The organism is Streptomyces sp. NTD107 (assembly GCF_059510435.1).
On the sequence record NZ_JCAJZV010000008.1, the window covers coordinates 135,034 to 161,987 of the forward strand.

Genomic DNA, 26,954 nt, shown 5'->3' on the forward strand with positions numbered 1-26,954 from the left:
CCTCTTCCTCGTCAGGCGGTGACGCGGGTGCGCGGGTCGATGAAGCCGTACAGCAGATCGACGATCAGATTGGCGGCGAGTACGGCGACGGTGATGACCAGGAAGATGCCCTGCATCAGGGCGTAGTCGCTGTTCTCGACGGCCTGGAGCAGCTTGGAGCCGATGCCCGGGTAGGAGAAGACCTGTTCGGTGATGATCGAGCCGGAGACGACGAAGCCCAGCGAGATGGCGAATCCGGCGAGGGAGGGCAGGACGGCGTTGCGGGCGGCGTACCGGGTCATGATGCGGCGGTCGCGCAGGCCCTTGGCGTGGGCGGTGAGGATGTAGTCCTCGGAGCCGGTGGCCACCATCATGTTGCGCATGCCCAGCAGCCAGCCGCCGACGGAGGAGATGACGATGGTGAGGGCGGGCAGGGTGCCGTGGTAGAGGGCCGAGCCGATGAAGTCGGTGTTCCAGCCGGTGGCCAGGTAGGTGTCGTAGCCGCCGAAGAGCGGGAACCACTGGAGGGTGGAGGAGAAGATCAGGACCAGGATGAGGGCGAGCCAGAAGTAGGGGACGGCGGCCAGCACGGTGGTGGCCGGCACGAGGGAGTCCAGCCAGCTGCCGCGCCGCCAGCCGGCGATCATGCCGAGGGTGACGCCGAGCGCGAAGGAGAGCAGGGTGGCGATGCCGACCAGGACGACGGTCCAGGGCAGGGACTGCCCGATGACCTCGGTGACCTGGGCCGGGAAGGCGCTGACCGAGACGCCGAGTTCGCCGCGGAACACATTGCCGAGGTAGGAGGCGTACTGCTGCCACAGGGGTTCACCGGTGTCGGTGCCCAGCAGCAGCTCGTACGATCTGCGGGCCGAGGGGTCCACCGTGCCGCCGCGCTGCTGGAGTTTGGCCAGCAGGGTGTCGACGGGGTTGCCCGGCATGAGCCGCGGGATGAAGAAGTTCAGGGTCAGCGCCGCCCACAGGGCGACGAGGTAGAAGCCGAGCTTGCGGGCGTAGTACCTCACCGTGTGCCGCCAATCGCCGTGTGTGGTGGGGTCACTCGCCGCCGGCCGGCTTGAGGTTCAGATAGATCTGCGAGTTGTCGGGGCGCTGCCACACGGCGGGGAAGGCGTACAGGTCCTCCGGGGAGGGCCAGCCGGTGAACTTGCGGGCGTTGTACTCGCTGGTGGTGCCGCCGACCAGGACCGGGATGTAGGGCATGTCGGCTTCCAGCCGGGTCTGGATGGTGTCGAAGTGCGGCTGGCGGGCGGCGGTGTCGGTGGGGTTGATCTGCTTGAGGGCGTCGAGGGCGGCGTTCACCTCGGGGTTGTCGTAGCGGGCGAAGTTGGGGTTGGCGACCTCCCCGACGGGGGCGGTGTTCTCGCCGTGGAAGAAGTAGTTGTAGGAGTAGTACGGGTCGGGGGACGGTCCGGGGTAGAGCGAGTCGAAGACCAGGTCGTAGTCGCCGCGGCCCCGGGCGTCGGACCATTCGTTCCAGGAGGACTGCTCGACGGTCAGCTCGATGCCGGCCTCCTTCAGCTGCTGGGTCATGGTGTTGGCGGCGGTGATGGTGTCGGTCCAGCCGGTGACGACCCGCACGGACAGGGCGAGTTTCTGGCCGTCCTTGGCGTAGATGCCGTCGCCGCCCCTGGTCCAGCCGGCGTCCTCCAGGATCTGGATGGCGTGGTCGGGGTGGGCCTCCATGGGGGCGATGCGGTCGGTGAGCTGCTCGGAGATGATGGCGTCGTCGCGGCCGGGCAGGGCGAAGCCGGGGGAGATCTCGCTGGCGGTGTTCTCGTAGGCGAGGGTGTTGAGCTGGGTGCGGTCGATGGCGTGGTAGATGGCCTGGCGCACGGCGGGGTCGGTCTGCGGTCCGGTGCAGCCCAGTTCGGTGTCGGAGCAGGTGAACAGGGCGATCTGGAAGATGTGGGTGGTGATGCCCTGGTAGCCGGGGTAGTTCTTGTCGATGTTGTGGATGTCGGGGACCGGGCCGGTCTGGAAGTCGATCTGGCCGGCGGCCAGGGCGGCGGCGCCGGCCTGGTTGCCGGAGAGGGAGACGAACCGGAGGTTCTTCAGGGCGGGTTCGCCGTCCCAGTAGGTGGGATTGGCGGTCAGGGTGAATGCCTGGGGCTTGAAGTCGCCCAGCACGAAGGGGCCGGTGCCGACCGGGTCCTGGACGGTGTTCTGGGCGGGATCGTCGAACTCGCCCCAGATGTGTTCGGGGACGATCCACAGCTTGCCGAGCACGGTGGGGGCGTCCAGGTAGGCGGGTTCGGCGAAGCGCACCACGAGGTGGTTGTCGTCGATGACTTCACTCTCGCCGTCGAAGCCGATGGTGTTCATGGTCTGGTGGGTGCGGACCATGTCGAAAGTGAAGGCGACGTCGTGGGCGGTGAAGGGTTCGCCGTCGGACCAGGTGGCGTTCTCCCGGGTGGTGATGGAGAGTTCGGTGCCGGTCTCGTTCCAGGAGTACTCGGTGCCCAGGCGCGGGACGGGGTCGTCGTCGCGCACCAGGTTGAAGAAGAACAGCGGTTCGAAGATGTTGCCGGGGCCCTCGATCATGGTGGGGGCGTAGGGGTTGAAGTTCCGCTGGTAGTCGCCCGCCTGGCCGGTGTAGGCGACCAGGGTGTCCGCCGGGCCCGAGTTTCCGCCGCCGCTTCCGCTGCCGCCCGATCCGCAGCCTGCGGCGAGCATGGCCGCCGCCGCTGCCCCGACAACCGCCGTACGGGTACGTCGCCACCTCGCGTGCTGGGTCATCTTCGATCCTCTCGGCCTGCCCCGTCGTTGGGGCTCGGTGGGCCTGGACACGTCGCCCGGGTGGGTAGGATTGTTCAGTCGCCGAATTAAGGAAGTCAACCCTCCGGCAGGACGAACATCCGCCGTGGGAAGGACACATACACTCGGCAGGCCCAGCGCAGGAGGAAGTCAGTGAGCGGACCGGCCGGGGCCACCCCGCACGCCAGCAGCAGGGCGGCCGTACTGGATGTGATCAGGGCCGCCGGAACCATCAGCCGGGTCGGCCTGGTCGGGGCCACCGGCTTCACCGGCGCCACCATATCCACCGTGGTGCGCCGGCTGATCGACGACGGACTGGTGGTGGAGAGCGGGCACGCCGAGTCCACCGGCGGCAAACGGCGGGTGCTGCTCCAGCTGAATCTCTCCGCGCGGTACGCGCTCGGGGTCCATCTGGACCACGACGGAATCACCTATGTGCTGACCGATCTGGGCGGCTCGGTGGTGGCGCGGATCTCCCGGGCGGGGGTGGGGATCGAGGAACCCCGGTCGCTGGTGGAGCGGATGGCGGCCGAGAGCGCGGCGCTGGTCGAGGGCGCCGGGATCGAGCGCTCCCGGGTGCTGGGGCTCGGCCTGGTGGCGCCGGGCCCGCTCAACCAGGCGCGCGGGCTGCGGCTGATGCAGCCGGCGATCCGGCACTGGGGCGACTTCCCGATGGAGTCCGAGCTGGAGCGGGCCACCGGTCTGCCGGTGGTGCTGGACAACGACGCCACCGCCGCCGCGCTGGGCGAGCACTGGTCGGGACAGGCGGGCGGCGGGGCCTTCGCCGCGCTGTACATGGGCGCCGGGATCGGCGCCGGGCTGCTGCTGGGCGGGGTCGCCTATCGCGGCCCGAGCGGCAACGCCGGGGAAATCGGGCACATTCCGCTGGCGGCGGACGGGCCCGAGTGCTGGTGCGGGGCCCGGGGGTGCACCGAGGCACTGGCCGGTCCCGGCGCGGTGGTGGAGGCGGCGCGCGCCGATCCCGTACTGGCCCGCTCGGCGGGACTGACCGACGGCGCGGGGCGCGGGCGGCGGACGGCGGACTTCGCGGCGGTGACCCGGGCGGCGCACCGCGGCGATCCGGGGGCGCGGGCGCTGCTGGAGCGCTCGGCGCGCTATCTGGCGCTGGCGGCGCGGACGCTGGCCAACATCGTGGACCTGGAGGAGCTGGTGCTCACCGGTCCCGGTCTGGCCATCGCCGGATCCATCTATCTTCCGGTGGTTCGCGAAGAGCTGGAGCGGTCATTCTTCTCCCGGGCGAGCCACCCGGTGACGGTGCGGCTGTCCCGGATGGCGGCCACCGCGCCGGCCATCGGCGCCGCCGCGATGATGCTCCAGTCCGAACTGGTGCCGCTGCGCGAGGGGATGCGGCTGCCGGAGAATCTGGCCTCGGCCGAACCGGCGACGGCGGCGGTGCCGCGGACGGGCTGACCGGCCCCGCACCGTACCGATGATCCGGCAAGCGATCGGCGCTCGATTGCAGTATCAACATTATTTCCGTCCGCAAAGCTTGGGGCAGCACTCGACAGCCTGTACCCAATCACCCCCTTTCTATCCACGAAAGGGTTAACTTCCCGGCACTTTTACATGGGTCCTACATCTCGCGGGGACACCCTTCCTCGTCCAGACAATCACCGTCGCAAAGACGGAACCCATGAAGTGGAGGGCCGGGGTGGAGAACTCCGACACGGTCACAACGTGTCCGTTCGACTTCGCCGAGGGCCTGGAGTTCGACCCGCTGCTGCGCCGGCTGATGACCGAGGCGCCCATCTCGCGCATCACGATGGCATACGGGCAGGGCGAAGCCTGGCTGGTGACCCGGTACGAGGATGTGCGCACCGTCACCACCGACCGCAGGTTCAGCCGGGCCGCCGTCATCGGCCGGGACTTCCCGAGGATGACACCGAACCCCATCGTGCAGTCGGAATCGATCAACCTGCTCGACCCGCCGCAGAGCAGCCGGCTGCGCCGGCTGGTCGCGCAGGCGTTCACCAACCCCAAGATCGAGGCCATGCGGCCGGCCACCCAGCGGATCGTGGACTCGCTGCTGGACACCATGGCCGAACACGGCCCCCCCGCCGATCTGGTGAAGCATCTGTCCAACGAACTGCCGATGACCACCATCTGCGAGGTCCTCGACATCCCCGAGGAGGACCGCCCGGAGCTGCGGCGCTGCGCCATCGCCATGATGGCGATCGGGTCCACCACCAAGGAGGCCGCGGTCGCCGCCAAGGCCCACCTGCGCTCCTACTTCCACGAGCTGACCATCGCCCGGCGCGCCGCCCCGGGCGATGACCTCATCAGCAATCTGGCCACGGCCCGGGACGGCGGTGAGGTGCTGGACGAGAAGGAACTCGCCGTCATGGCCATGGTCTTGATGATGACCGGCCACGACACCAGCACCTATCAGCTCTCCAACATCAGCTACACCCTGCTCACCCACCCCGAGCAGCGCGCCAAACTCCAGGCCAGGCCCGAGCTGTTGCCCACCGCCATGGAGGAGCTGCTGCGGTACATCCCGTTCCGCAAGGGGGTCGGCATCCCGCGGATCGCCACCGAGGACGTCGAGGTCGGCGGGGTGCTGATCAGGGCCAACGAGACGGTGCATGTCTCCTACCTCGCCGCCAACCGCGACACCAAGCGGTTCGAGCGGCCCGATGTGCTGGACGTGGAGCGCCCGCCCACCCCGCACATGACCTTCGGCTGGGGCGCCCACCACTGCATCGGGTCCCCGCTGGCGATCATGGAGCTCCAGGTCGCCATCGGCACCCTGCTGCGCCGGTTCCCCGAGCTGCGGCTGGCCGTACCCGCCGAAGAAGTGCCGTGGAACACCGAGTCCATCTGGCGCTACCCCCACGAACTCCCTGTCGCCTGGTGACAGGGCACACCCACCACCACGAACCAGCCATCGACGCCGCGGTGCTCCGTCAGCAACCCGCCGTGGCACGGGAGGGGAACATGGCAACGCTCTGCAAGCCGTCCATCGCGGTACCCGACAACATCATCACCATGGAGGAGACACTGGAGCTGGCGCGCACCCTGCACGCCGGCCACGCGCAACTCCCCCTGGTGCTGCGGCTGATCGGCAACACCGGAGTACAGACCCGGCACCTCGTACAGCCGATCGAGGAAACGCTCAAGCACCCCGGCTTCGAGGACCGCAACAAGGTCTACGAGGCCGAGGCCAAGGCCCGGGTCCCCCAGGTGGTGCGCGACGCCCTGGCCAACGCCGAACTGGCCGCCGAGGACATCGACATGATCGTCTATGTCTCCTGCACCGGCTTCATGATGCCGTCCATGACGGCCTATCTCATCAACACGATGGGCTTCCGCGACGACACCCGGCAGCTGCCCATCGCCCAGTTGGGCTGCGCGGCCGGCGGCGCGGCCATCAACCGCGCCCATGACTTCTGCCTGGCCTACCCCGGGTCCAATGTGCTCATCGTGGCCTGCGAGTTCTGCTCGCTGTGCTACCAGCCGGTGGACATCGGGGTCGGTTCGCTGCTGTCCAACGGCCTGTTCGGGGACGCGGTGGCGGCGGCCGTGGTGCGCGGCGAGGGCGGCACCGGGATGAGCCTGGAGCGCAACGGCTCGCATCTGGTGCCGCAGACCGAGGACTGGATCTCGTACGCGGTCCGGGGCACCGGCTTCCACTTCCAGCTGGACAAGCGGGTCCCGGGCACCATGAGCATGCTGGCCCCGGCGCTGCGCGAGCTGTCCGAGCGGCACAGCTGGGACGTCGGTGGGCTCGACTTCTACATCGTGCACGCCGGCGGCCCCCGGATCCTCAACGACCTCAGTCAGTATCTGGGGCTCGACCAGGAGACGTTCGCACACAGCCGGGCCACCCTGACCGAGCGCGGCAACATCGCCTCCTGCGTCGTCTTCGACGCGCTGGGCAGGTTGTTCGACGAGGGCAAGATGGTCGAGGGCGCCCGGGGGCTGATCGCCGGGTTCGGGCCCGGGATCACCGCCGAGATGGCGCTGGGCGGCTGGCGCGATCCGGCCCAGGTGCCGGCGCACGGGCTGCGGGCCGCCGTACCGCGCGGGCGGCCGGCCCAGGCCGCCGAGCGGGCCGCGGTCTGAGCGCACCGAGAACGGATGGCACCGGCCGGCCCCGGGTACGGGGCCGGCCGGTGTGCCGTACTCAGGCGGAGGGGGCGCCGGCCGCGAAGAAGCCCTTCACCACGACGTCCGTGTGGGTCGGGAAGGCGAGCGGGACCGGCTTCCACAGCACCAGCCACTCGGTGGCCTCGGCGGTGGGCGCGGACGGCGGCAGCTCCATCAGCGGGCGGGCCGGCAGCAGCCCGAAGACATTGACGGTGCCCCGGGCGCTGAGCGCCCCGTACAGCGTGATGTCCGCCGCCTCGGCGCGCAGCCCGGTCTCCTCGTACAGCTCGCGCACCGCCGCCTGCTGCCAGGTCTCGCCGATCTCCACATAGCCGCCCGGCAGCGCCAGCTCACCCCTGGCCGGCTCGATGTCCCGGCGCACCACGATCAGCCCGCGCTGTCCCGCCGCGCCGGTGACCGGCTGAAGGGTGACCGCGACCGGCAGCGGGTTCGCCCAGCTGGTCTCGCCACAGCCGGGGCAGTCGCGCGGCCAGCCGGCGTCGGGGGCGAACGGCGTCCCACAGAAGGGGCAGTGCGTCACCCTTCGGTGCAAGGTGTAGGTCATCGCGCTGCTCCCGCCCCTTCGCTGCTCCGGTGCACCGACCCTAGCAATGCCGGGCGCCGTGGTGATCATCCCGGGGCGGGCGGTCAGCGGCGCAGGGCACGGCGCTGTACGGACTCCAGCGGGCCGTGGGAGAAGTACCGCAGCCACAGCCTGGCGCCGGCCACCAGCAGCAGGGCGACCGTCGCCCACAGGCCCATGATCCACCAGGGGCCGTGGTCCGCCAGCCGGGTGGCGAGGCCCAGCCCGATGCCGTAGCAGGCCAGCATGGTCAGCAGGTTCTGGGCGACGTAGCAGGACAGGGCGGTGCGTCCGACGGCGGTGAGGCTCCGTACGAGCTGCCCGGGTGCCCGGTCGGTGGCGCGGGCGGCGTGGCGGGCGGCGTGGCGGTCCAGGAGCACGCCGATCAGCCCGAGGTAGCCGAGCGCCAGCACGGGGGCGGCCACGTAGCGGCTCGCGAAGAACAGGTCGCCGGAGACGGCGCCGGTGGCCACGGTGAGCGGGACGCCGGCGCCCAGGCCCCAGAGCATCAGCCGGCGGCGGATGCGTCGGCCCGGGGCGTCGGGGGCGAAGGCTCCGGCGCGGTACAGCCGCACGCCGAGGAGGAAGAGGAACAGCAGCAGGCCGAAGGAGAGCACCGGCTCCAGGCGCAGCACCGGGAAGTGCTCCAGCCGGAAGGCGACCTGGTCGAGGTAGCCGCCCTCGGCGTACAGGGCCACTACCCGCTCGTCGGGGCCGCCGCTGCCGCCGCCGTCCGGGGCGGCGGGCTCGGCCAGCAGCGCGAGGGTGAGCAGCGCGATCACCGTCAGATGCGCGATACCCGCCCAGCGCCACACCCGGTGCCGGGCCCCGGCGGAGCGGGTCAGCAGCCAGGCCACCAGCAGGGAGACCACGGCGTACCCCATGAGCACGTCCCAGGCGAAGATCAGGACGAAGTGCACCAGGCCCTCGGCGAACAGGAACAGGGCGCGGCGCGGGTAGCGGCCCGGCCAGGGTTCGCCCCGCCGCCGCGCGGAGTCGAACTGGATGGCGAGTCCGACGCCGAAGAGGAGGGTGAGCAGCGCCAGGAACTTGCCGTCGGCCAGCAGCCGGAAGCCGGTTTCGGCGAGGGCGGCGGCGCTGGGATCGGAGAACACCTTGGGGGTGCCGAGGCCGCCGGTCAGGATGCCCCATTCGGCGCCGGGGGCGGCGAAGATCCAGACGTTGGTCATCAGGGTGCCGAGAATGGCCACCCCGCGCAGCACGTCCAGCAGCGGCAGCCGGCCGCCCGGCACTCCGCCGGGTGCGGTGCCGCGCCCCGCGGTCAGCGGCACGGCCGGCCCTGCGGTCTCGCTCAATGTCCTCAACTCCCCGCTCGTGATGGCCGTTCGCCACCATCGTCGGGGGCGCGGGCGGGGTCGTCGGTCGTCCCGGAAGCCGAGATCGGGCTACATCCTTCGACGGACCGGCCCCCGCCGAAGGGGCGGGGGCCGGCGGGATGTTCGCAGGTCAGGCGGTGTGCAGGGTCAGCCCGTAGGCGGACAGGATCGGCCGGATGGGGTAGAAGACGGACGAGCCGCCGCTGGAGCAGTTGCCGGCGGCACCGGAGGTGACGCCCTGGGCCTGGTCGCCGCTGATGAACGAGCCGCCGGAGTCACCGCCCTCGGCGCACGCGGTGGAGTTGGTCATCCCGTACACGATGTTGCCGTTGCCGTAGTTCACGGTCACGTTCTTGGCGCCGATGGTGCCGCAGCGCCAGCCGGTGGTGGAGCCGGAGCGGCACACGGAGGCGCCGGTGGGGGCCTCGTTGGAGCCGCGGACCAGGGCGTCGGAGACGGTGCCCCAGCCGAGGACGACCGGGACGGTCCACCAGCCGTGGCCGGTGCGGACCCAGGCGTGGTCGCCGCCGGGCCAGGAGCGGCCGGCGAAGTTGCCCATCAGGCTGCGGTCCCAGCCGTAGACCTCGGCGGAGCCGGAGCCGCAGTGGCCGGCGGTGATGAAGCCGCCGTGCACCGAGAAGCCGATGGAACAGCGGACGTTGCCCGTGTAGTACGGGTCACCGCCGACCACGCCGGCGGCGGAGGTGGTGTACGCCTCCTCCACGGTGCGCACCGTCACCGGTATGGACTGGGTGGCTTCGGCCTCGGCGATGAACTCGGTGACCCGGTTGGTGTGCTCCGAGCCGGCCACCACGTCGACGACGATCTCGTTGTCCTGGACGTCGGCGTACCAGCTGGACACGCCGGCCGGGGCCGTCAGCTCGTCCAGGGCGGCGAGGGAGGCGTCGAGGGCGTCCTGGCTGTGGGTGACGCGTTCGGTGGCGGCGCCGGTGGACTCCACCGCGCGCTCGGCGGAGGCGGTGGTGACGGCGACGACCAGGGTGCCGGTCGCGGCGTCGATCCAGCTGCCGGCGTAGGCGTCGCCGGCCGCTTCCTGGGCGGCCTCATCGGTGGCCATGGCTTCGGCCTCGGTGGCCAGCCGGTCGATGGCCTGTTCCGGGGTGAGCCCGAGGTCGCGCTGAAGGGCCTCGATCAGGGCCGGTTCGGCGACCGGGTCGCTGCCGACGGCCGGGCTGGAGGTGTCGGCCGCGACGGCGGCGCCGCCGACGCCGGCGGTCAGGACCATCAGGGCAGCCGCGCCCAGAGTGACGGAACGGGTGCGTCTCATTGCAGGGCTCCTTGGATGTGCTCTACCGAAATGGGGCGGTACAGGGCAACGAAGCGATGCAGTGTGAGAGCGCTCTCACTCACGGGCAGGACATTAGACGTGCCCGATCGACATGTCCAGACCAATCACGGTGCACTGCCCACGGGTGAACTCAGGTGCGCCCAAAGGTCGTTGACCGCTGCCCGTCCGGCCCGGTTGGCTCCGACGGTGGAGGAGGAGGGACCGTACCCGACCAGCTGGATCCGCGGATCGCGCACCACCCTCGTGCCCTCAAGACGGATGCCGCCGCCGCTCTCGCGCAGCCGCAGCGGGGCGAGATGGTCCAGGGCGGCCCGGAAGCCGGTGGCCCACACGATGACATCGGCCCGCTCCCGGCGGCCGTCCGCCCACTGCGCCCCGTCCGCCGTGAGCCGCTCGAACATCGGGTGCCGGCGCAGCACCCCGGACGCGCGGGCCGCGCGCATCGCCTCGGTCATCGGCAGTCCGGTCACCGAGACCACGCTGCGCGGCGGCAGGCCCTGGCGTACCCGCTGCTCGACCTGGGCGACCGCCTCGCGGCCCTGCACCTCGCCGAAGGTGTCCTCGCGGAAGAGCGGCGGGCGGCGGGTCACCCACAGGGTGCCGGCGGCGACCTCGGAGATCTCCAGCAGATGCTGGACGGCGGAGGTGCCGCCGCCGACCACGATCACCCGCAGGCCGGCGAAGGGCTCGGGCCCCGGGTACTGGGCGGTGTGCAGCTGGCGGCCGGTGAAGTCGGCCATGCCGGGCAGGCGGGGCCAGAACGGGCGGTCCCAGGTGCCGGTGGCGTTGATCAGGGCGCGGGTGTGCCAGCTGCCGGACGGGCTCTCCACCCGCAGCGCTCCCCCGCCGGCGTCGCGGACGGCGGTGACGTCCACCGGGCGGCGGACCGGCAGCTCGAAGGCGCGCTCGTAGGCGGCGAAGTACTCCCCGATGACCTCGGCGGACGGCCGGTCGGGGTCGGCCCCGGTCAGCTCCATGCCGGGCAGCGCGTGCATGCCGTGCACCCGGCCGTAGGTCAGGGTGGGCCAGCGGAACTGCCAGGCGCCGCCGGGGCGCGGGGAGTGGTCCAGGACCACGTACTCGGTGCCGGGGGCGAACCCCCGGCGGCGCAGATGGTAGGCCGCCGCCAGCCCCGCCTGTCCCGCCCCGACGACCACGACCGCCATGTTGTTCATGCTTCACCCAACACCGGGCGGGTGCCGGGGCTTCCCGCACGGGGTTCCATGGAGGGGTGGAGTGCGTGTTCTGCCGCATTGTGCGGGGTGAGGCCGCCGCCGACTTCGTGTACGAGGACGCGGCGGTGGTCGCGTTCCTGGATGCCCGGCCGCTGTTCGAGGGTCATGTGCTGGTGGTGCCCCGGGAGCATCTGCCGACGCTGCCGGAGCTGCCGACCGGACTGCTGGGCCCGTACTACGCGGTGGTACGGGCGCTGGCGGGCGCGGTGCCGGCGGCGATGGGGGCCGAGGGCTCCTTCGTGGCGGCCAACAACCGGGTGAGTCAGTCGGTGCCGCACTTCCACACCCATGTGGTGCCCCGGCGCCGCAAGGACGGGTTGCGGGGGTTCTTCTGGCCGCGTGGCCGCTACCGGGACGCGGCGCGCGCCGCCGAGGTGGCGGGGCTGGTGCGGGCGGCGCTCAGTGCGGGTGGTGCGGGTGATGCGGGTGATGCGGGGTGAGGATGTCGTCGAGTGCGTAGCCCACCGGTTCCTCCAGCTGGGCGTAGCCGCAGCCGGCGGGGTCACGGTCGGGGCGCCAGCGGCGGAACCGCGTGGTGTGCCGGAACCGGTCGCCCTGCATGTGGTCGTACTTCACCTCGCAGACCCGCTCGGGGCGCAGCGGCAGCCAGCTCAGGTCCTTGGTGCCGCTCCAGCGGCTGGGTGCGCCGGGCATCCGGGCGTGCTCGTGGGCCTGCTCGTCGGCCCAGTCGGCCCAGGGGTGGCCCTGGACGGAGTCCATCAGCAGCGGCGTGAGTTCGGTCATCAGCTCGGTGCGGCGCTGGGCGGTGAAGGAGGCGCAGACCCCGACGTGCTGGAGGTGTCCGGTGGCGTCGTACAGGCCGAGCAGCAGCGAGCCGACGCCCTCGCCGCTCTTGTGGCGGCGTACCCCGGCGACGACGCAGTCGGCGGTGCGTTCGTGCTTGATCTTGACCATGACGCGTTCGCCGGGGCGGTAGGTGAGGTCGAGCGGCTTGGCGACGATGCCGTCCAGGCCGGCACCCTCGTACCGCTCGTACCACTGGCGGGCCAGCTCCTGGTCGCGGGTGGCCGGGGCGATGAAGACCGGCCGGTGGGTGTGGCGCAGTGCGGTGGTGAGGGCGGTGCGGCGCTCGGTGAGGGGGGTGTCGAGCAGGGCGTCGGCGCCGAGGGCGAGCAGGTCGAAGGCGACGAACGAGGCGGGGGTGCGTTCGGCGAGCATGCGGACCCGGGAGTCGGCGGGGTGGATGCGTTCCAGCAGGGCGTCGAAGTCGAGCCGGCCGGCCCGGGCGATGACGATCTCGCCGTCGAGCACGCAGCGCTCGGGGAGGGCGTCGCGCAGCCCTTCCGCGAGCTCCGGGAAGTAGCGGGTGAGCGGCTTTCCGGTGCGGGAGCCGATCTCGATCTCGGGGCCGTCCCGGAAGACGATGGCGCGGAAGCCGTCCCACTTGGCCTCGTAGTGCATGCCGGCGGGGATCTTCGCGGCGGGCTTGGCGAGCATGGGGCTGACGGGGGGCATCACCGGAAGGTCCATGGTGGGATTGTCCGGCCGGTGGCGGCGCGGCGCCCGTCGGCGGGCGCCCGGCGGTGGGTGGGCTTAGCGTGGCGGCATGGGCAAGGCCATGGAGATCACGGTCGGTGACCGGACGGTGCGGTTGTCCAATCCGGACAAGGTGTACTTCCCCGAGCGCGGGTTCACCAAGCTGGATGTGGCCCAGTACTACATCGCGGTGGGGGCCGGGGTACTGCGGGCGCTGCGGGACCGGCCCACGACACTGGAGCGGTACCCGGACGGGGTGGGCGGCGAGTCGTTCTACCAGAAGCGGGCGCCGAAGAATCTGCCGGAGTGGATTCCGACCGGGCGGATCTCCTTCCCCAGCGGACGGCACGCGGACGAGATCGCGCCCACCGAGCCGGCCGCGGTGGTGTGGGCGGCGAATCTGGGCGCGCTGACCTTTCATCCGTGGCCGGTGCGGCGCGGGGACACCGAGCATCCGGACGAGCTGCGGATCGATCTCGATCCGCAGCCGGGCACGGAGTACGCGGACGCGGTGCGCACCGCGCTGGAGCTGCGCGGGCTGCTGGCGGAGTGGGGTCTGGTCGGGTGGCCGAAGACCTCGGGCGGGCGCGGGCTGCATGTGTTCGTCCCGATCGCGCCGGAGTGGACGTTTCCGCAGGTGCGGCGGGCGGCGATCGCGGTGGGGCGGGAGCTGGAGCGACGGGATCCGGCGGGGGTGACCACGGCGTGGTGGAAGGAGGAGCGGGGCGCGAAGATCTTTGTGGACTACAACCAGATGGCGCGGGACCGGACGATCGCCAGCGCGTACTCGGTACGGCCGCGTCCGTATGCCCCGGTCTCGGCGCCGCTGCGCTGGGAGGAGGTGCCGGACGCGGTGCCGCGGGACTTCGATCTGGCGACCATGCCCGCGCGCTTCGCCGAGCTGGGCGATGTGCACGCGGACATGGAGCGGCAGGTGTGCCGGCTGGAGACGGCGCTGGAGATGGCGGCGCGTGATGAGCGTGATCACGGCCTGGGGGATCTGCCGTACCCGCCGGAGCATCCCAAGGTGAAGGGCGAGCCGAAGCGGGTGCAGCCCAGCCGGGCCAGGAAGGACGGCGGGTAGGCCGTCCGGGCCGGATGCGGTCAGGCGATGCGGGCCAGGTCGGCGGCCCGCACCTCGTGGTGCAGGGGGCGGCCGGCCGCATAGCGTTCGAGTTCGCCGAGGACCACGTCGGCCAGCCGGTGGAGTTCGCCGCCCTGCGCACCGGCCAGGTGCGGGGTGAGCCACACGTTCTCCAGGGTGTAGAGCGGGGAGTCGGGCGGCAGGACCTCCGGTTCGGTGACGTCGATGACGGCGTCGATGCGGCCGGTGGCCAGTTCGGCGATGAGCGCGTCCTGGTCGATGAGGGAGCCGCGGGCGGTGTTGACGAGGACGGCGCCGTCGCGCAGCAGGCCCAGGCGGCGGGCGTCCAGGAGGTGGCGGGTCTCGGGGATGGCGGGGGCGTGCACGCTCACCAGGTCGCTGACCCGCAGCAGTTCGTCCAGCGGCAGCAGCCGGGCGCCCAGCTCGCGGGCGGTGCCCGCGTCGAGGTAGGGGTCGGCGAGGACCACCTCGAAGGAGAAGCCGCGCAGCAGGTCGGCCACCCGGCGGCCGATCCGGGAGGCGCCGATCAGCCCGATGACGCGGTCGTGGTTGCCGATGCCGGGGAACTCGCGCAGGACGTCGACGTAGCGGCGCCGTTCGCGGTAGAGGGCGGCGGCGGCGCGTACCCGCTTGAGGGCGAGCAGGATGACGGCCAGGGTGTACTCGGCGACGGGTTCGGCGTTGGCCTGGGCGGCGGTGGAGACCACGATGCCGCGCTCCCAGCAGGCGGGGCTCACATGGCCCTTGACGGATCCGGCGGCGTGCAGCACGGCGCGCAGCCGGGGGGCGGCGGCGAGGGCGGCGGCGTCCAGCACCGGGGAGTTCCAGCCGGTGATCAGCACTTCGGTGCCGGCCAGCACCGAACGGGCGGCGGGCGAGGTGAAGTCGGTCAGGGGCTCGCCGTCCACCACATCGGCGAGCTTCCGCAGCCGGGCCCACTGCCCGGGGCGGAACAGCCGGTCGGGCAGATCGGGGGCCATGGCGAGGGCGGCCCGGGGGAATTGGTGCGTCACGCGTTCTCCAGACGAGGGGGTGGGGTAACCGGTTTCCATATCACCGTGCGGCTGAGCGGCACGGGGTCTTGGCAGGGCAAGGTAACGTTGGGCCGTGGCAACCAGTGGCGCACAGAAGCCGGTTTCCTCCCGGCGCAGCACAATCCGCGATGTGGCCCGGCAGGCGGGGGTCTCGGTGGCGACGGTCTCCCGGGTGCTCGCCGACAACTATCCCGTGACCCATGCCACTCGGGCGCGCGTGCTGCGCGCGGTCCGCCAGCTGGACTATGTGGCCAACGCCCATGCCAAGGCGCTGGCGGGCAGCGGGATGGAGACGGTCGCGCTCGTCCTGGAGGACATCACCTGGTCGGCGTTCGCGCTGATCGGCGCGGGCGTGGAGAAGGAGACGGCGCGGCGCGGCCGGCTGTGTCTGGTGTGCACCACGCAGGGCGACCGGCAGCGGGAACTGGCGGTGGTGAATCTGATGCGCCAGCAGCACGCGGCGGCGGTGATCCTGGTGGGCGGCAGCAAGTACACCGAGGAGTACCGGGAGCGGATGGGGCAGTTCGCCCGCTCGCTGGACGCGGTGGGGTCCCGGCTGGTGCTGTGCGGGCGTCCGCCGCTGGCGGAGGATCTGCCGGTCACCATGGTGGAGTACGACAACGAGGGCGGGGCGTTCGCGGCCACCGCGCATCTGCTGTCGGCGGGGCACCGGCGGGTGCTGTTCCTGGGTGGGCAGCCCGGTTACTCCACGGCGGAGGCCCGGCTGGCGGGTTACCGCCGGGCGCTGGTCTCGATGGGGATCGCGGAGGATCCGGAGCTGGTGCGGCACGGTGACTTCTCCCGGGAGGCGGGCCAGGCGGGGGTACGGGACGCGCTGACCGCCGGGGTGGAGTTCACGGCCGTGTTCGCGGCCACCGACATGGTGGCGCTGGGTGCGCTGGAGGCGTTGCGCGCGGCGGGCCTGGAGGTGCCGCGCGAGGTGTCGCTGGTGGGCTTCGACGACATTCCGCTGGCCAGGGAGTTGACGCCGCGGCTGACGACGGTCCACGTGCCGTACGAGGAGTTGGGGCGGACGGCGGCGCGGCTGGTGCTGGACCGGCGGGACGGGGCGGTCGGCGCCGAGGACGGGGTGCTGCTGAGCACCCATGTGACGATCCGGGAGTCGACGGCACCGCCGCCTCCGCCCGGGGCGCGCCGGCTCAGCGGGGGGCGGCGGGGGTGAGGGTGACATGGTCGAACTCGGCGGTGTGCGGGGTGTACGGGTCGGCGCCGCAGACAATCAGTCCGGCGTAGCAGGGGGCGTCGCCGAAGGCGTCGATGGTGCCCTCGCCGATCGGGGTCCAGTGGGTGCCGTCGTCGGATGACTGCGCGGTGAAGCGGTTGGCCGCGCGGGTCAGGCGCAGCCACCGTGGCAGCGGTCCGGCGGCGGTGGGCCCGTCGGTGGTGGTGAGCGGAGCGGCGACGCGGGTGCGGCGGATGAACTGCTGCCGGTCGCCGGTGAGGATGACCCCGGCCAGGTGGTCGAAGGGCGACAGCGTCTTGGTGATGACGAGTCCGGCCCGGTCCTGGGGTCCGGCGCCGGGGCGGGCGGTCAGCCGGGCGGTGAGGGTGCCGTCGCCGGTGAGCGGGTGGTGGGCGTAGTGCGGGCCCATGCCCTGCCCGATGACATCGAGTCCGGGGCCGGTGCCGCGCAGGGTGAAGGTGCCGGTGGTCCGGTTGTGGTGGGTGCTGCCCGGGGTGCGGACCAGGAGCACGCCCCGGTTGCCGAGGACGCGTTCGTCGGGGACCGTGTCGCCGAGGTCCTGGGCGTGCCAGGGGGCGGGCGGGGCGGTGCCGATCTCCAGGGTGAGGGTGGCGTGGTCCTGGCCGGTGGCGTTGCGGGCGGTGATGTCGAGGGTGAAGGTGCCGGTGCGGGTGGGGGTGCCGTGCAGGAGTCCGGTGCCGGGGTCGAGGGTGAGTCCGGGCGGCAGCCCCCGGGCGGTGAAGGTGTGCGGGTCGGCGGTGGCCGCGAAGCGGTGGGAGTAACCGGTTTCTGAGGTGGCGTGGAGCCGTTCGGGGGCGGTGAGCCGGGGCGGCGGCGGGGTGGGCATGACGGCGCGGGCGGGGGCGGAGGCCGGCCCTTCCGCGCTGCTGGTGGTCACGGCGACGGTGTAGTGGTAGGTGGTGCCGGGGTGTCCGGTGGGGTCGGTGTGGCGGCGTTCGGCGCCGAAGCAGCCGGGTTCGGCGGCGCGGGTGAGCACCCGGTAGGGCCCGCCGGGGCGTTCGGCGCGGCGCACGGTGTAGCGGGCGGCCGGGTCGGTGGTGGTCCAGGTGAGTTCGATGGCGCTGCCGGTGGCCAGGGCGCGGGGTGCGGCGGGGGTGCCGGCCGGCGGCGGGGTGGCGGTGCCGGTGAGGGTGACCTGGTCGAAGACGGCGGTGGTGGTCTGGGCGTACGGGGCGGGGACCCCCAGCACCGAGCAGACCGCGAGCCCGGCGCGCAGCCGGCGGGGCAGGCGCGCGGTGGTGCGGCCCGCTTCGGTCCAGTCGGTGCCGTTGCCGGAGAGGTGACCGGTGAGGGTGTCGCCGCGGCGGGTGATCCGGATCCAGTACGGGGCGCGCAGCCGGTAGCCGTCGCCGGCGGCCTCGGTGTACGGGGCGGGCAGCGGGGTCGCGGAGTGCGGCAGGGTGCCGAGTTCGGACAGCGGGAAGCCGGCGTCGGTGGTGATGGCCCGGACCTGGGTGGGTGGCACCGGGTACCGTCCGCTGCCGGTGGCGGGCGTGCCGGCCGTGGTGCGGGTGGTCCACACCGCGCTCCAGGCGTGCAGCGGCAGGCCCTTGACGAGCAGGGCGGCGAACGGGGCGCGGTCGCCGGTGTCCTCGCGCAGCATCACTCCGGCGATGGCGTACTGCGAGCTGACGGGGTGGACGAGCCGGGCGGTGAGGGTGCCGTCGCCGTCCAGGGCGGCGTGGGTGAAGTGGAAGTCGTCGCGGGTGCCGCCGATGTCGGTGCCGGCCGCCTCCACGGTGAAGCCGGTCCCGTCGTGCCGGACCGATCCGGGGATGGCGACGGGGCCGATGTCCTGGCCGGTCCAGGGGGTGGGCAGGCCGGCGGTGCCGGCGATCGGCAGCGAGGGCGCGCCGGTGCCGGCCGGGCCGGTGGCGGTGACCGTGTAGTGGTAGCGGCGGCCGGCGGTGACGGTGCGGTCGGTCCAGGTGGTGCCGGTGGCGGTGCCGATCCGGCGGTAGGGGCCGTCGGGGTGGTCGGCGCGGTGCAGGGTGTAGCCGGTGGCGTCGGTGCCGGTGGCCGGGTCGAGGGAGCCGACCCAGGCCAGGGTGAGGGTGTGGTCGCGGCCGGGGTGCGCGGCGAGCCCGTACGGGGCGGCGGGCGGTTCGGCCCGGCCGGCCGGCGGCTGCTCGGCGTCGGGGTCGCGGGCGAAGGCGAGGGTGCCCCAGCCGGTGTGGTCGTCGTCGGTGCCCTCGATGACCCGGCCGCCGTCCGGGCCGCGCAGCAGCACCCGTTCGGTGTGCGGGGCGGGCAGGGCACGGCGCGCGGTGTAGTGCGCGTGGACCATCTCGTGGATGGGCCGGAACTGCCCCCGGTTGCCGGTGGCGAGCGCGGTCTTGAGGTACTTGCCGGTGCGGTCCAGGTGGGGGGTGAAGGGGACGGTGTCGTCGCCGAGGTTGTAGCGGGCGGTGTACTCGAAGCCGGCCAGGATGCGGTTGCCGGCGTGCCCGTACAGGTCGACGCCCTGGTGCCAGGCGACCTCGGCGGTGTCCGACAGCAGGCCGGCGGCGAGTTGGGCGTACGCCTGGCTGCGGCCGGATTCCTGGCCCTGGCCCGCCTCGTTGACGATGAGATGGGTGATCCGGGCGTTGCCGGCGCCGTGCGCGGCGTAGCGGACGGCGTCCTCGAAGAGGTTCCGGTCCTCGCAGAAGACGCCGAGGGCGATGACGGTGCGCAGCGCTGCGGCGTCCCAGTTGCCGTTGGCGAACTGGGCACAGCCGCTGATGGACGGGTACCACACGGTGCGGAAGGACTCCTCGCAGGCGTGGCGGGCCGCCGCCGGCCAGCCGTCGTAGCCGGTGTGCCGCAGCAGTTCGGCGGCGTTGAGGAGCTTGAAGCCCTGGAGCCCGGCGCCGAGTTGGCCGTCCGCGCCGGTGATGGCGGTGAGGGTGGTGGACCAGATGTCGAGGATGTCGCGGGCGAGGTCGGCGTGCCGGCGCTCGCCGGTGAGGGCCCACAACAGGGCGTGCTGGTACGCGGCGCCGGCGTCCTCGGCCGCCTCGCTCATGTGGTTGGCGGGGCCGCGCCCCCAGGAGGTGATCCCTCCGGTGTTGCGCGGGGTGTAGCCGGGTGCGGAGCGGGGGTGGGCGGCCAGGGCACGGAAGCCGTCGTGCACGGGTCCGGTGCCGGTGGCGATGGCGCGCCGCATCCGGTCGAGGTCGGCGGTGGTGTGCAGCAGTCCGGGGTGGACGAAGCCGCCGCCGGTGGCGGGCGGGGAGGGGGTGGCCGCCCGTGCCGGCGCCTCGCCGGCCGTGGCGGAGGCGGTGGTGGCGGGCAGCAGGGCCGGGGTGAGGGGCGCGGCGGCGGTGGAGGCGAGGAGGGTGCGACGGCTCACCATGACGGTTTCACTCCTTGGCCGGGGTCACTTGAGGCTGCCGAGGGTCACCCCGGACTTCCAGTAGCGCTGCATCGCGACCATGAAGATGGCCAGCGGGATGATGGAGAGCAGGGAGCCGGTGAGGACGAGGGCGGACAGGTCGGTCTCGGCCTCGTCGCGTTTGGCGTTCCAGGCGTACAGGCCCAGGCTCAGGGTCCAGCGGTCCTCGCCGCGCAGCATGGTGAGCGGCAGGAAGAACTGGTTCCAGTTCTGTACGAAGGAGAGCAGGAAGACGGTGGCGCCGCCGGTGGTCATCAGCCGGGTGACGATCTGGAAGAAGATCCGCACCTCGCCGGCGCCGTCCAGCCGGGCGGCCTCCAGGAGTTCCTCGGGCACCGCCCCGTCCACGTACACCTTGGCGAGGTAGACGGAGAACGGGCTGATGAAGGAGGGGATGAGGACGGCCCACACGGTGTCCACCAGGCCGACCCGGGCGAACAGCAGATACAGCGGCAGGGTGAGCATCGCGTAGGGGATGAGGAAGGAGCCGATGACGGCGCCGAGCGCGAGGCGGCGGCCGGGGAAGGAGAACCGGGACAGGGAGTAGCCGGCGGCCACCGAGATGAGGGTGCAGACGATGGCGCCGCCGCCCGCGTACAGCAGGGAGTTGAGCAGCCAGCGGAAGAAGATGCCGTCGTTGTAGGTGAAGACCTGCCGGAGGTTGTCGACGAGGTTGAAGTCGGCGAACCACAGGCCGCCGCTGTACAGCAGATCGCGCTGGTTCTTGGTGGCGGAGACCACCAGCCACCACACGGGGGCGATGGAGTAGAGGGTGAGGAGCGCCAGGCCGACGAGGACCATGACGCGGGAGGACTTCGAGGTCCGGTGGCCGACGGGCAGGCCGTCCTGCGGGGTCGGCCGGGTTTTCGCGGTCATGGCTGGGGCCTGTTCGTGAGCTTGTAGAAGAGGAAGGAGATCAGGCCGACGATGAGCGCCAGGATGATCGACAGGGCTGCCGCGTAGTGGTAGTTGTTGCTGTCGAACGCCTGGTAATAGATCATCAGGATCGGTGTGAAGCTCTTGGAGACGGTTTCCGGGGCGACTTGGCGGAAGAGCAGCGGCTCGTTGAAGATCTGGAGCATGCCGATGATCGAGAGCATGCCGGTGAGCACGAGGGCGCCGCGTACGTAAGGCACCTTGATGGACAGGGCGATGCGCAGCTCGGAGGCGCCGTCGACGCGGGCGGCGTCGAAGATCTCCCGGGGTACGGCCTGCAACGCCCCGTAGATGATCAGCATGTTGAAGCCGATCCCGTTCCAGGTGAGCAGATTGCCCAGGGAGATCCAGATCATCTCGGACGCGTAGAAGTTGGCGGGGATGCCGATCGCGTCGAAGAAGTCGGTGAGCGGGCCGAGCCGGGGGCTGTAGAGGTACATCCAGATCAGCGCGGCGACGATGCCGGGGATCATGTACGGGATGAGGAAGGCCAGCCGGAAGCGGTGGGCGGTGCGCTGGGCGACGGCGTCCAGGAGCAGTGCCATGGTGAGGGCGAGGCCGAGCATGACGGGGATCTGGAAGCAGGCGAAGAGCAGCACCCGGCCCATGGAGGTCCAGAAGGCGCCGTCGCTCAGGCCGCGGGTGTAGTTGTCCAGGCCGGCGAAGACGGTCTCCTGGCCGCCGATGCCGAGGCCCGAGGTCTGTTTGGCGAACAGGCTTTCCCATACCGCGTAGCCCAGCGGTATGACGAAGATGAAGAGAAAGCCGATGAAGAAGGGGGCCGCGAAGCCGGCGCCCTTGAGGGCGCGGAGGGTCTGCCAGCGGGGTGTCCGGCGGGGACCGCTGCGGCGTGCCGCCACCGCGGTCCCCGTCGGCTCCGCCGCCTTGGTGGCGGTGGTCGTCATCTGGGGTGTGCCTGCCGTTTCCTGGTTATTCGACGACGTTGATGCCCTGCTGGCGCAGATCGTTGACGGTCCACTGCTGCATGTGGTCGAGGATCGAGGTCACCGTGATCTCACCGTTCATGGCCTTGCCCCACTGGTCGGCCAGCTCCTCGTACATGGCGCGGGAGTTGGGGCCGTAGATCCAGCCCTCGGCGAAGTTGCCGGCGCCCAGGATGACGGGGACGGTCTCCTCGGCGTGCTCACCGAACAGCTGCTCGGGGACCAGCGCGTCCAGGTACGGCTCGGGGTCGGCGACCGCCGGGTACCAGCCGGAGCCGCCGTCCGGGCGGGCCATGGCCGACACCGGTTCCGGGTCGGTGGCCAGCCAGACGGCGGCCTGGACGGCCTGTTCCTTGTGCTCGCACAGGGACGGCACCACGAAGCCGGAGGTGTCGGCGGCGGACAGCGCCGGATCGGTGCCCGCGGGGCCCACGTTGGGGGCGGGCTGCCACTGGCCGAGGGAGGCGTCCATGTTGCGCTGGTGGCCGGACAGCTGCCAGGTGGAGAGCTGGCGCATGGCGATCCGGCCCTGGTCGTACTCCTGCATCATGGCGGCGTACTCGGCGTAGGAGATCCGCTCGACCAGGTCCTCGTCGAGCAGTTGCTGCATGATGTCGGAGGCCCAGCGGGAGGCGTCGTCGGTGAAGTTGATCCTCCAGGCGTCGCCCTCGACGGAGTACCAGCGGGCGCCGGCCTGCCAGGCGGTGTTCATCCAGGTGGAGGGGTCCTCGCCGGCGAGGTTGAAGATGTGGATGCCGTCCTCGCGCAGCTCCTTGCCGATCTCGATGGCCTCTTCCCAGGTGGTGGGGTACTCCAGGCCGCGCTCCTCGAAGATCGGGGCGTAGTAGGCGGTGAAGATGGGCTGGCGCTGGTTGGGCACCCCGTAGACGGCGTCGGCGATGCTCATCGCGTCGATGGCGCCGGCGGCGAACTTGTCGGTGTCCGGCTCCAGGTACTCACCTATGTCGGCGATGATGCCCTGGGCGAGCAGGCCGCCGCCCTGCCGGTTGTCGGTCTGCGCCAGACAGGCGGTGCCGGACGGGTTGCCGGCCTCGTGGGCGTTGTTGAGGTTGTTGGCCATGTCGCCGGCCGGGACGTTGACCAGCTTGACCTGGATGTCCTCGTGGGCCGCGTTGAACGCCTCGACGGACGGCTTGCTGCCGTCCTTGTCGCTCCACAGCTCGATGGTAACCGGTTTCCCATCGGCCGTGCCGGAGTCGGATCCGGACCCCGATCCGCCACAGGCGACCACGGTGAGGGCCAGTGAGGCCGCCGTGCCGCTGAGCAGCCAACGCCGCTGCGCGCTGTTCATGCAGTGCTCTCCTTTGAGTGTGCTGAGGACTCGGGTGACCGGCCCGGGGCGGGCCGGTGGCCGGGAGCGACGGGCTCGCGGCGCTGATCGAGGTAAACGGTTACCCGCCACTCATGGCAAAGCGGCGGGGTGCCGAGGGCAGCCCGAAGGGCCGGCGCGGAGGTGGTGGGGCGCGCTGTCGGGTGGCTCATCGGGCTGTCCTTTCGCTGGTCGTTCGACGGTGCTGGTAAGCGTTTCCTAGAAAACGTTTTCTCGATGGGCCTCGCTGTCCGCTCTCCAGGTCGTCCGTCGTGGGTCGGCCGCCGGCTCCCCCGGCGTGAGGCGCCGTACGGCTGCTGGGGAGCACGGGCCGGGCGCCGTACCGGGGGTGGCGGGTCGGCCCCGCCCCCGGGGTGGCTGAATGCCGTGTCAGGGCTGCACTTGATGCACCGGCACGTTAAGCGCACGAAACCGCCGCGTCAATGGCCGGGACAGAACTTGTCGCGGGCCGGCCGGATCAGGCGGGGGTGGGCGGGGCGGTGGCGGTGATGATCCCGGCCGCGCGGGTCAGCTCCGCGGGCGACAGGTCCGCGCGCGCCGACAGCCGCAGCCGGGAGATCCCGTCCGGGACCGAGGGCGGCCGGAAGCAGCCCACCGCGAGGCCGGCCCGGCGGCAGTCCGCCGCCCAGCGCACCGCCGCCGCCGGCGCGGGGGCGCGTACCGACACCACCGCCGCGTCGGGGCGGGCGGCGGTGAGGCCGGCGGCCGTCAGCCGCCGGTGCAGCTCGCGGGCCGCCTCCCCGGCCCGGGCCGCGCGCCGCGGCTCGCGGCGCAGCAGCCGCAGCGCGCCCAGCGCGGCCCCGGCGGCGGCCGGGGCGAGACCGGTGTCGAAGATGAAGGTGCGGGCCGTGTTGATGAGATGGTCGATCACCCCGGCCGGGCCCAGGACCGCGCCGCCCTGCGACCCCAGGGCCTTGGAGAGGGTGACGGTGGCCACCACGTCCGGGGCGCCCGCCAGGCCGGCCAGGGCGGGTGCTCCCCGCCCGCCGTCCCCCACCACGCCGAAGCCGTGCGCGTCGTCCAGTACGAGTGCGGCGCCGTGCGTACGGGCGGCTGCCGCCAGTTCGGGCAGCGGCGCAAGGTTGCCGTCGACCGAGAAGACGGTGTCGCTGACGGCCAGCGCGCGCGGCGGCGCCGGGGCGCGTTCCGCCAGGGCCTTGGCCATCGAGGCGGGGTCGGCGTGCGCGGCCACCGCGACATGGGCCCGGGACAGCCGGCACCCGTCGATCAGCGAGGCGTGGTTGGCGGCGTCGGAGACGATGAGGGCGTCGCGGCCGGCGAGTGCGGTGAGCGCGGCCAGGTTCGCCGCATAGCCGCTGGAGAACACCAGGGCGCGTTCGAAGCCGGTGAACTCCGCCAGCTCCGCCTCCAGTTCGGCGTGCAGCGCGGTGCTGCCGCTGACCAGCCGCGAGCCGGTGGCACCCGCGCCCCAGCGGCGCGCCGCTGCGGTGGCCGCCGCGATGACCTCGGGGTGCCGGGCCAGTCCCAGATAGTCGTTGCCCGCGAGGTCCAGCACCCCGTCGGCCCCGTCCCCCTCCCCCGCCGCCCGGGGCCGCAGCTCACGGATCAGGCCACCGCGGCTGCGCCGCTCGCGCTCCGCGTCGATCCAGCCGAACGGCCCCTCGGTCGCCCCGGTCACCGCCACACCACCCCGTACTCGACAACCCCACGACGCTATCCGGCGATGACGCTCCGAAGAGGTGTGGTGACCGTACACAGTCGGATCGGCGGCTGTGTACCCTTCTGCCCTGGCCCGGTCCCGGCCGGTGGACCAGGATCGGTTCATGGACCTGCTGAACATCCTGGTGGACAAGGGCCTGCGCCGCGAAGCACCCACCCGTGCCGAGGCGTTGGCCGTACTGGCGACCTCCGACGACGAACTGCTGGACGTGGTGTCCGCGGCGGGCAAGGTACGCCGCGCGTGGTTCGGGCGGCGGGTCAAGCTCAACTACCTGGTGAATCTGAAGTCGGGGCTGTGCCCGGAGGACTGCTCCTACTGTTCCCAGCGGCTGGGTTCGAAGGCGGAGATCCTCAAGTACACCTGGCTGAAGCCGGCTGAGACGGTTGCGGCGGCGAACGCCGGGGTGGCGGGCGGGGCGCGCCGGGTGTGCCTGGTGGCCAGCGGCCGGGGCCCGACCGACCGGGATGTGGACCGGGTCTCGGAGGCCATCGCGGCGATCCGCGCGGAGCACGGCACGGGGGTGGAGGTGTGCGCGTGTCTGGGGCTGCTCTCCGAGGGGCAGGCGGCACGGCTGCGGACGGCGGGCGCCGACGCGTACAACCACAATCTCAACACCTCCGAGGGCGCGTACCGGGACATCTGCACGACGCACGAGTTCGCCGACCGGACGGGTACGGTGCGGCAGGCGCGGGCGGGTGGCCTCTCGCCGTGTTCGGGGCTGATCGCGGGGATGGGCGAGAGCGACGAGGATCTGGTGGCGGTGGCCTTCGCGCTGCGCGAGCTGGAGGTCGACTCGGTGCCGGTGAACTTCCTGATCCCCTTCGAGGGCACCCCGCTGGCCGGTGAGTGGCAGCTGACGCCGCAGCGGGCGCTGCGCATTCTGGCGATGGTCCGGTTCGTCTGCCAGGACGCGGAGGTACGGGTCGCGGGCGGCCGGGAGTTGCATCTGCGTACGCTTCAGCCGCTGGCTCTGCACATCGCGAACTCGATCTTTCTGGGCGACTATCTGACCAGCGAGGGACAGTCGGGGCGGGCCGATCTGGAGATGATCGCCGACGCGGGCTTCGAGGTGGAGGGCGCGGACGCCGACGCCGGTGCGGGCGGCGCGCAGTCGCCGGTCGCGGTGCGCCGCCGGGGCGCCGGCACCGAGCTGCCGCCCAATGCCTGACGCGGCGGCCGGGGCGGCCCGGCTGCTCGCGCTGGACCGGCGGCATGTGTGGCACCCGTACGGTCCGATGCCGGGGCGCGGCGTCCCGCTGCTGGTGGAGTCGGCGCAGGGGGTGCGGCTGCGGCTGGCCGGGCCGGCGGGCGAGGGCGGACGGCGGGAGCTGATCGATGGGATGTCCTCGTGGTGGTCGGCCATTCACGGCTACCGCCACCCGGTCCTCGACGCCGCCGCCCAGGGGCAGTTGGGGCGGATGAGCCATGTGATGTTCGGCGGGCTGACGCATGAGCCCGCCGTACGGCTGGCCGCCCGGCTGGTGGAGATCTCCCCCGCGCCGCTGGCCCATGTGTTTCTCGCCGACTCCGGTTCGGTGGCGGTGGAGGTCGCGCTGAAGATGTGCCTCCAGTACTGGCGGTCGCTCGGGCGGCCCGCCAAACGCCGGCTGCTGACCTGGCGCGGCGGCTACCACGGGGACACCTGGCACGCCATGTCGGTGTGCGACCCGGAGGGCGGCATGCACGAGCTGTGGTCGGGGGCGCTGCCGGAGCAGGTGTTCGCGCCGCAGCCGCCGGCCGGTTTCGGGGCGGCGCCGGACGAGGAGTACGCGGCGGGGCTGCGCGCGCTGATCGCCGAACACGCGGACGAACTGGCTGCGGTGGTGGTCGAGCCGGTCGTGCAGGGCGCGGGCGGCATGCGCTTCCACTCCCCCGGGTATCTGCGGGTGCTGCGGGAGGCGTGCGACGCGCACGGGGTGCTGCTGGTCTTCGACGAGATCGCCACCGGCTTCGGCCGCACGGGAGAGCTGTTCGCGGCGGACCACGCGGGGGTGGCGCCCGATGTGATGTGTGTGGGCAAGGCGCTGACGGGCGGTTATCTGACGCTGGCGGCGACGCTGTGTACGGAGCGGGTGGCCGACGGCATCTCGCGCGGTGCGGTGCCGGTGCTCGCGCACGGTCCGACCTTCATGGGCAATCCGCTGGCCTGCGCGGTGGCGGACGCCTCCATCGGGCTGCTCCTCGGGCAGGACTGGCGGGGCGAGGTGCGCCGGATCGAGGCGGGGCTGCGTACCGGCGTGGCGGCGGCGGCCGGCGTGCCGGGGGTGCGGGACGTGCGGGTGCTGGGGGCGATCGGCGTCGTCCAGCTGGACCACGAGGTCGATGTGGCGGCGGCGACCAAGGCGGCGGTTCGGGCCGGGGTGTGGCTGCGGCCGTTCCGGGATCTTCTGTACACCATGCCGCCGTACATCACGGACGACGCGGACCTGGCGCGGATCTGTGCGGCGGTGGTGTCCGCGGCCCGGGCCGGATGACCGGTC

21 protein-coding genes are annotated in these 26,954 nt (G+C 72.3%); 8 read left to right on the forward strand and 13 right to left on the reverse strand.

Annotation, left to right across the window (positions count from 1 at the left end; translation table 11 throughout):
* Positions 1–11 precede the first annotated feature (11 nt).
* Together AC5WRL_RS18150 and AC5WRL_RS18155 are read right to left on the reverse strand one after the other, a co-directional pair.
* Complete coding sequence (locus AC5WRL_RS18150; RefSeq protein ID WP_496089615.1) at positions 12–1,001, reverse strand: ABC transporter permease; 990 nt, start codon at positions 999–1,001, stop codon at positions 12–14.
* A gap of 31 nt (positions 1,002–1,032) precedes the next feature.
* Positions 1,033–2,733, reverse strand: a complete 1,701-nt coding sequence (locus AC5WRL_RS18155) for an ABC transporter substrate-binding protein (protein WP_496089616.1) — start codon at positions 2,731–2,733, stop codon at positions 1,033–1,035.
* A 171-nt stretch (positions 2,734–2,904) separates the two neighbouring features.
* Here AC5WRL_RS18155 and AC5WRL_RS18160 point away from each other — a divergent pair, with 171 nt between their 5' ends.
* The 3 genes from AC5WRL_RS18160 to AC5WRL_RS18170 all read left to right on the forward strand — a co-directional run bounded on the left by AC5WRL_RS18160 (position 2,905) and on the right by AC5WRL_RS18170 (position 6,837).
* Positions 2,905–4,182, forward strand: a complete 1,278-nt coding sequence (locus AC5WRL_RS18160) for an ROK family transcriptional regulator (RefSeq protein ID WP_496089617.1) — start codon at positions 2,905–2,907, stop codon at positions 4,180–4,182.
* Positions 4,183–4,405: 223 nt separating this feature from the next.
* Positions 4,406–5,629, forward strand: coding sequence for a cytochrome P450 (locus AC5WRL_RS18165; RefSeq protein WP_496089618.1), 1,224 nt, complete (start codon positions 4,406–4,408; stop codon positions 5,627–5,629).
* An 80-nt stretch (positions 5,630–5,709) separates the two neighbouring features.
* Positions 5,710–6,837 carry a type III polyketide synthase gene (locus AC5WRL_RS18170; RefSeq protein ID WP_496089619.1) on the forward strand — a complete coding sequence of 376 codons (1,128 nt, stop codon included), beginning with the start codon at positions 5,710–5,712 and terminating at the stop codon, positions 6,835–6,837.
* 61 nt (positions 6,838–6,898) lie between these two features.
* Here the strand turns inward: AC5WRL_RS18170 and AC5WRL_RS18175 are convergent, their stop codons facing one another.
* The 4 genes from AC5WRL_RS18175 to AC5WRL_RS18190 all read right to left on the reverse strand — a co-directional run bounded on the left by AC5WRL_RS18175 (position 6,899) and on the right by AC5WRL_RS18190 (position 11,265).
* Positions 6,899–7,426 carry an NUDIX domain-containing protein gene (locus AC5WRL_RS18175; RefSeq protein WP_496089620.1) on the reverse strand — a complete coding sequence of 176 codons (528 nt, stop codon included), beginning with the start codon at positions 7,424–7,426 and terminating at the stop codon, positions 6,899–6,901.
* 83 nt (positions 7,427–7,509) lie between these two features.
* Positions 7,510–8,760 carry a DUF418 domain-containing protein gene (locus AC5WRL_RS18180; RefSeq protein ID WP_496089621.1) on the reverse strand — a complete coding sequence of 417 codons (1,251 nt, stop codon included), beginning with the start codon at positions 8,758–8,760 and terminating at the stop codon, positions 7,510–7,512.
* Between the two features lie 151 nt (positions 8,761–8,911).
* Complete coding sequence (locus AC5WRL_RS18185; protein ID WP_496089622.1) at positions 8,912–10,069, reverse strand: S1 family peptidase; 1,158 nt, start codon at positions 10,067–10,069, stop codon at positions 8,912–8,914.
* A 125-nt stretch (positions 10,070–10,194) separates the two neighbouring features.
* The gene (locus AC5WRL_RS18190) at positions 10,195–11,265 is read right to left on the reverse strand and encodes an NAD(P)-binding domain-containing protein (RefSeq protein WP_496089623.1); all 1,071 of its coding nucleotides are present in this window, start codon (positions 11,263–11,265) and stop codon (positions 10,195–10,197) included.
* A gap of 56 nt (positions 11,266–11,321) precedes the next feature.
* Between AC5WRL_RS18190 and AC5WRL_RS18195 the strand changes: the two genes are divergently transcribed.
* Positions 11,322–11,765, forward strand: a complete 444-nt coding sequence (locus tag AC5WRL_RS18195; protein WP_496089624.1) for an HIT family protein — start codon at positions 11,322–11,324, stop codon at positions 11,763–11,765.
* Here the strand turns inward: AC5WRL_RS18195 and AC5WRL_RS18200 are convergent.
* Complete coding sequence (locus AC5WRL_RS18200) at positions 11,725–12,816, reverse strand: ATP-dependent DNA ligase (RefSeq protein ID WP_496089625.1); 1,092 nt, start codon at positions 12,814–12,816, stop codon at positions 11,725–11,727. The genes AC5WRL_RS18195 and AC5WRL_RS18200 overlap by 41 nt on opposite strands.
* A gap of 76 nt (positions 12,817–12,892) precedes the next feature.
* On the opposite strand from AC5WRL_RS18200, the gene ligD reads away from it, so the two are divergent.
* Positions 12,893–13,906, forward strand: a complete 1,014-nt coding sequence (ligD, locus tag AC5WRL_RS18205; RefSeq protein WP_496089626.1) for a non-homologous end-joining DNA ligase — start codon at positions 12,893–12,895, stop codon at positions 13,904–13,906.
* A gap of 20 nt (positions 13,907–13,926) precedes the next feature.
* On the opposite strand, the gene AC5WRL_RS18210 is transcribed toward ligD, so the two are convergent.
* The gene (locus AC5WRL_RS18210; protein WP_496089627.1) at positions 13,927–14,979 is read right to left on the reverse strand and encodes a hydroxyacid dehydrogenase; all 1,053 of its coding nucleotides are present in this window, start codon (positions 14,977–14,979) and stop codon (positions 13,927–13,929) included.
* A gap of 112 nt (positions 14,980–15,091) precedes the next feature.
* On the opposite strand from AC5WRL_RS18210, the gene AC5WRL_RS18215 reads away from it, so the two are divergent.
* Positions 15,092–16,144: a LacI family DNA-binding transcriptional regulator gene (locus AC5WRL_RS18215; RefSeq protein WP_496089628.1), complete on the forward strand. Its 1,053-nt coding sequence runs from the start codon at positions 15,092–15,094 to the stop codon at positions 16,142–16,144.
* Here AC5WRL_RS18215 and AC5WRL_RS18220 read toward each other — a convergent pair.
* The 5 genes from AC5WRL_RS18220 to AC5WRL_RS18240 form a co-directional block, all read right to left on the reverse strand.
* On the reverse strand, positions 16,122–19,523 hold the full coding sequence (locus AC5WRL_RS18220) for an alginate lyase family protein (RefSeq protein ID WP_496089629.1): 3,402 nt from the start codon (positions 19,521–19,523) through the stop codon (positions 16,122–16,124). The two genes, AC5WRL_RS18215 and AC5WRL_RS18220, sit on opposite strands and share 23 nt — an antisense overlap.
* Before the next feature lie 24 nt (positions 19,524–19,547).
* Positions 19,548–20,438: a carbohydrate ABC transporter permease gene (locus tag AC5WRL_RS18225; protein WP_496089630.1), complete on the reverse strand. Its 891-nt coding sequence runs from the start codon at positions 20,436–20,438 to the stop codon at positions 19,548–19,550.
* Positions 20,435–21,403, reverse strand: coding sequence for a carbohydrate ABC transporter permease (locus AC5WRL_RS18230; RefSeq protein WP_496089631.1), 969 nt, complete (start codon positions 21,401–21,403; stop codon positions 20,435–20,437). The genes AC5WRL_RS18225 and AC5WRL_RS18230 overlap by 4 nt, the downstream gene beginning before the upstream one ends.
* A 25-nt stretch (positions 21,404–21,428) precedes the next feature.
* Positions 21,429–22,754, reverse strand: a complete 1,326-nt coding sequence (locus AC5WRL_RS18235) for an ABC transporter substrate-binding protein (protein WP_496089632.1) — start codon at positions 22,752–22,754, stop codon at positions 21,429–21,431.
* A gap of 496 nt (positions 22,755–23,250) precedes the next feature.
* Positions 23,251–24,438, reverse strand: a complete 1,188-nt coding sequence (locus tag AC5WRL_RS18240) for an aminotransferase class I/II-fold pyridoxal phosphate-dependent enzyme (protein ID WP_496089633.1) — start codon at positions 24,436–24,438, stop codon at positions 23,251–23,253.
* Between the two features lie 139 nt (positions 24,439–24,577).
* Between AC5WRL_RS18240 and bioB the strand changes: the two genes are divergently transcribed.
* Positions 24,578–25,642, forward strand: coding sequence for a biotin synthase BioB (bioB, locus tag AC5WRL_RS18245; RefSeq protein WP_496089634.1), 1,065 nt, complete (start codon positions 24,578–24,580; stop codon positions 25,640–25,642).
* Positions 25,635–26,948: an adenosylmethionine--8-amino-7-oxononanoate transaminase gene (locus AC5WRL_RS18250; RefSeq protein ID WP_496089635.1), complete on the forward strand. Its 1,314-nt coding sequence runs from the start codon at positions 25,635–25,637 to the stop codon at positions 26,946–26,948. Before bioB ends, AC5WRL_RS18250 begins: the two co-directional genes overlap by 8 nt.
* The last annotated feature ends 6 nt before the right edge of the window (positions 26,949–26,954 follow it).

Coding starts and splice junctions, on each gene's coding strand:
- AC5WRL_RS18230 (WP_496089631.1), bottom strand. CDS start 21,403: ATGACGACCACCGCCACCAAGGCGGCGGAGCCGACGGGGACCGCGGTG.
- AC5WRL_RS18235 (WP_496089632.1), bottom strand. CDS start 22,754: ATGAACAGCGCGCAGCGGCGTTGGCTGCTCAGCGGCACGGCGGCCTCA.
- AC5WRL_RS18155 (WP_496089616.1), bottom strand. CDS start 2,733: ATGACCCAGCACGCGAGGTGGCGACGTACCCGTACGGCGGTTGTCGGG.
- AC5WRL_RS18170 (WP_496089619.1), top strand. CDS start 5,710: ATGGCAACGCTCTGCAAGCCGTCCATCGCGGTACCCGACAACATCATC.
- AC5WRL_RS18220 (WP_496089629.1), bottom strand. CDS start 19,523: ATGGTGAGCCGTCGCACCCTCCTCGCCTCCACCGCCGCCGCGCCCCTC.
- AC5WRL_RS18165 (WP_496089618.1), top strand. CDS start 4,406: ATGAAGTGGAGGGCCGGGGTGGAGAACTCCGACACGGTCACAACGTGT.
- AC5WRL_RS18175 (WP_496089620.1), bottom strand. CDS start 7,426: ATGACCTACACCTTGCACCGAAGGGTGACGCACTGCCCCTTCTGTGGG.
- AC5WRL_RS18225 (WP_496089630.1), bottom strand. CDS start 20,438: ATGACCGCGAAAACCCGGCCGACCCCGCAGGACGGCCTGCCCGTCGGC.
- AC5WRL_RS18210 (WP_496089627.1), bottom strand. CDS start 14,979: ATGGAAACCGGTTACCCCACCCCCTCGTCTGGAGAACGCGTGACGCAC.
- ligD (WP_496089626.1), top strand. CDS start 12,893: ATGGGCAAGGCCATGGAGATCACGGTCGGTGACCGGACGGTGCGGTTG.
- AC5WRL_RS18250 (WP_496089635.1), top strand. CDS start 25,635: ATGCCTGACGCGGCGGCCGGGGCGGCCCGGCTGCTCGCGCTGGACCGG.
- AC5WRL_RS18190 (WP_496089623.1), bottom strand. CDS start 11,265: ATGAACAACATGGCGGTCGTGGTCGTCGGGGCGGGACAGGCGGGGCTG.
- AC5WRL_RS18185 (WP_496089622.1), bottom strand. CDS start 10,069: ATGAGACGCACCCGTTCCGTCACTCTGGGCGCGGCTGCCCTGATGGTC.
- bioB (WP_496089634.1), top strand. CDS start 24,578: ATGGACCTGCTGAACATCCTGGTGGACAAGGGCCTGCGCCGCGAAGCA.
- AC5WRL_RS18200 (WP_496089625.1), bottom strand. CDS start 12,816: ATGGACCTTCCGGTGATGCCCCCCGTCAGCCCCATGCTCGCCAAGCCC.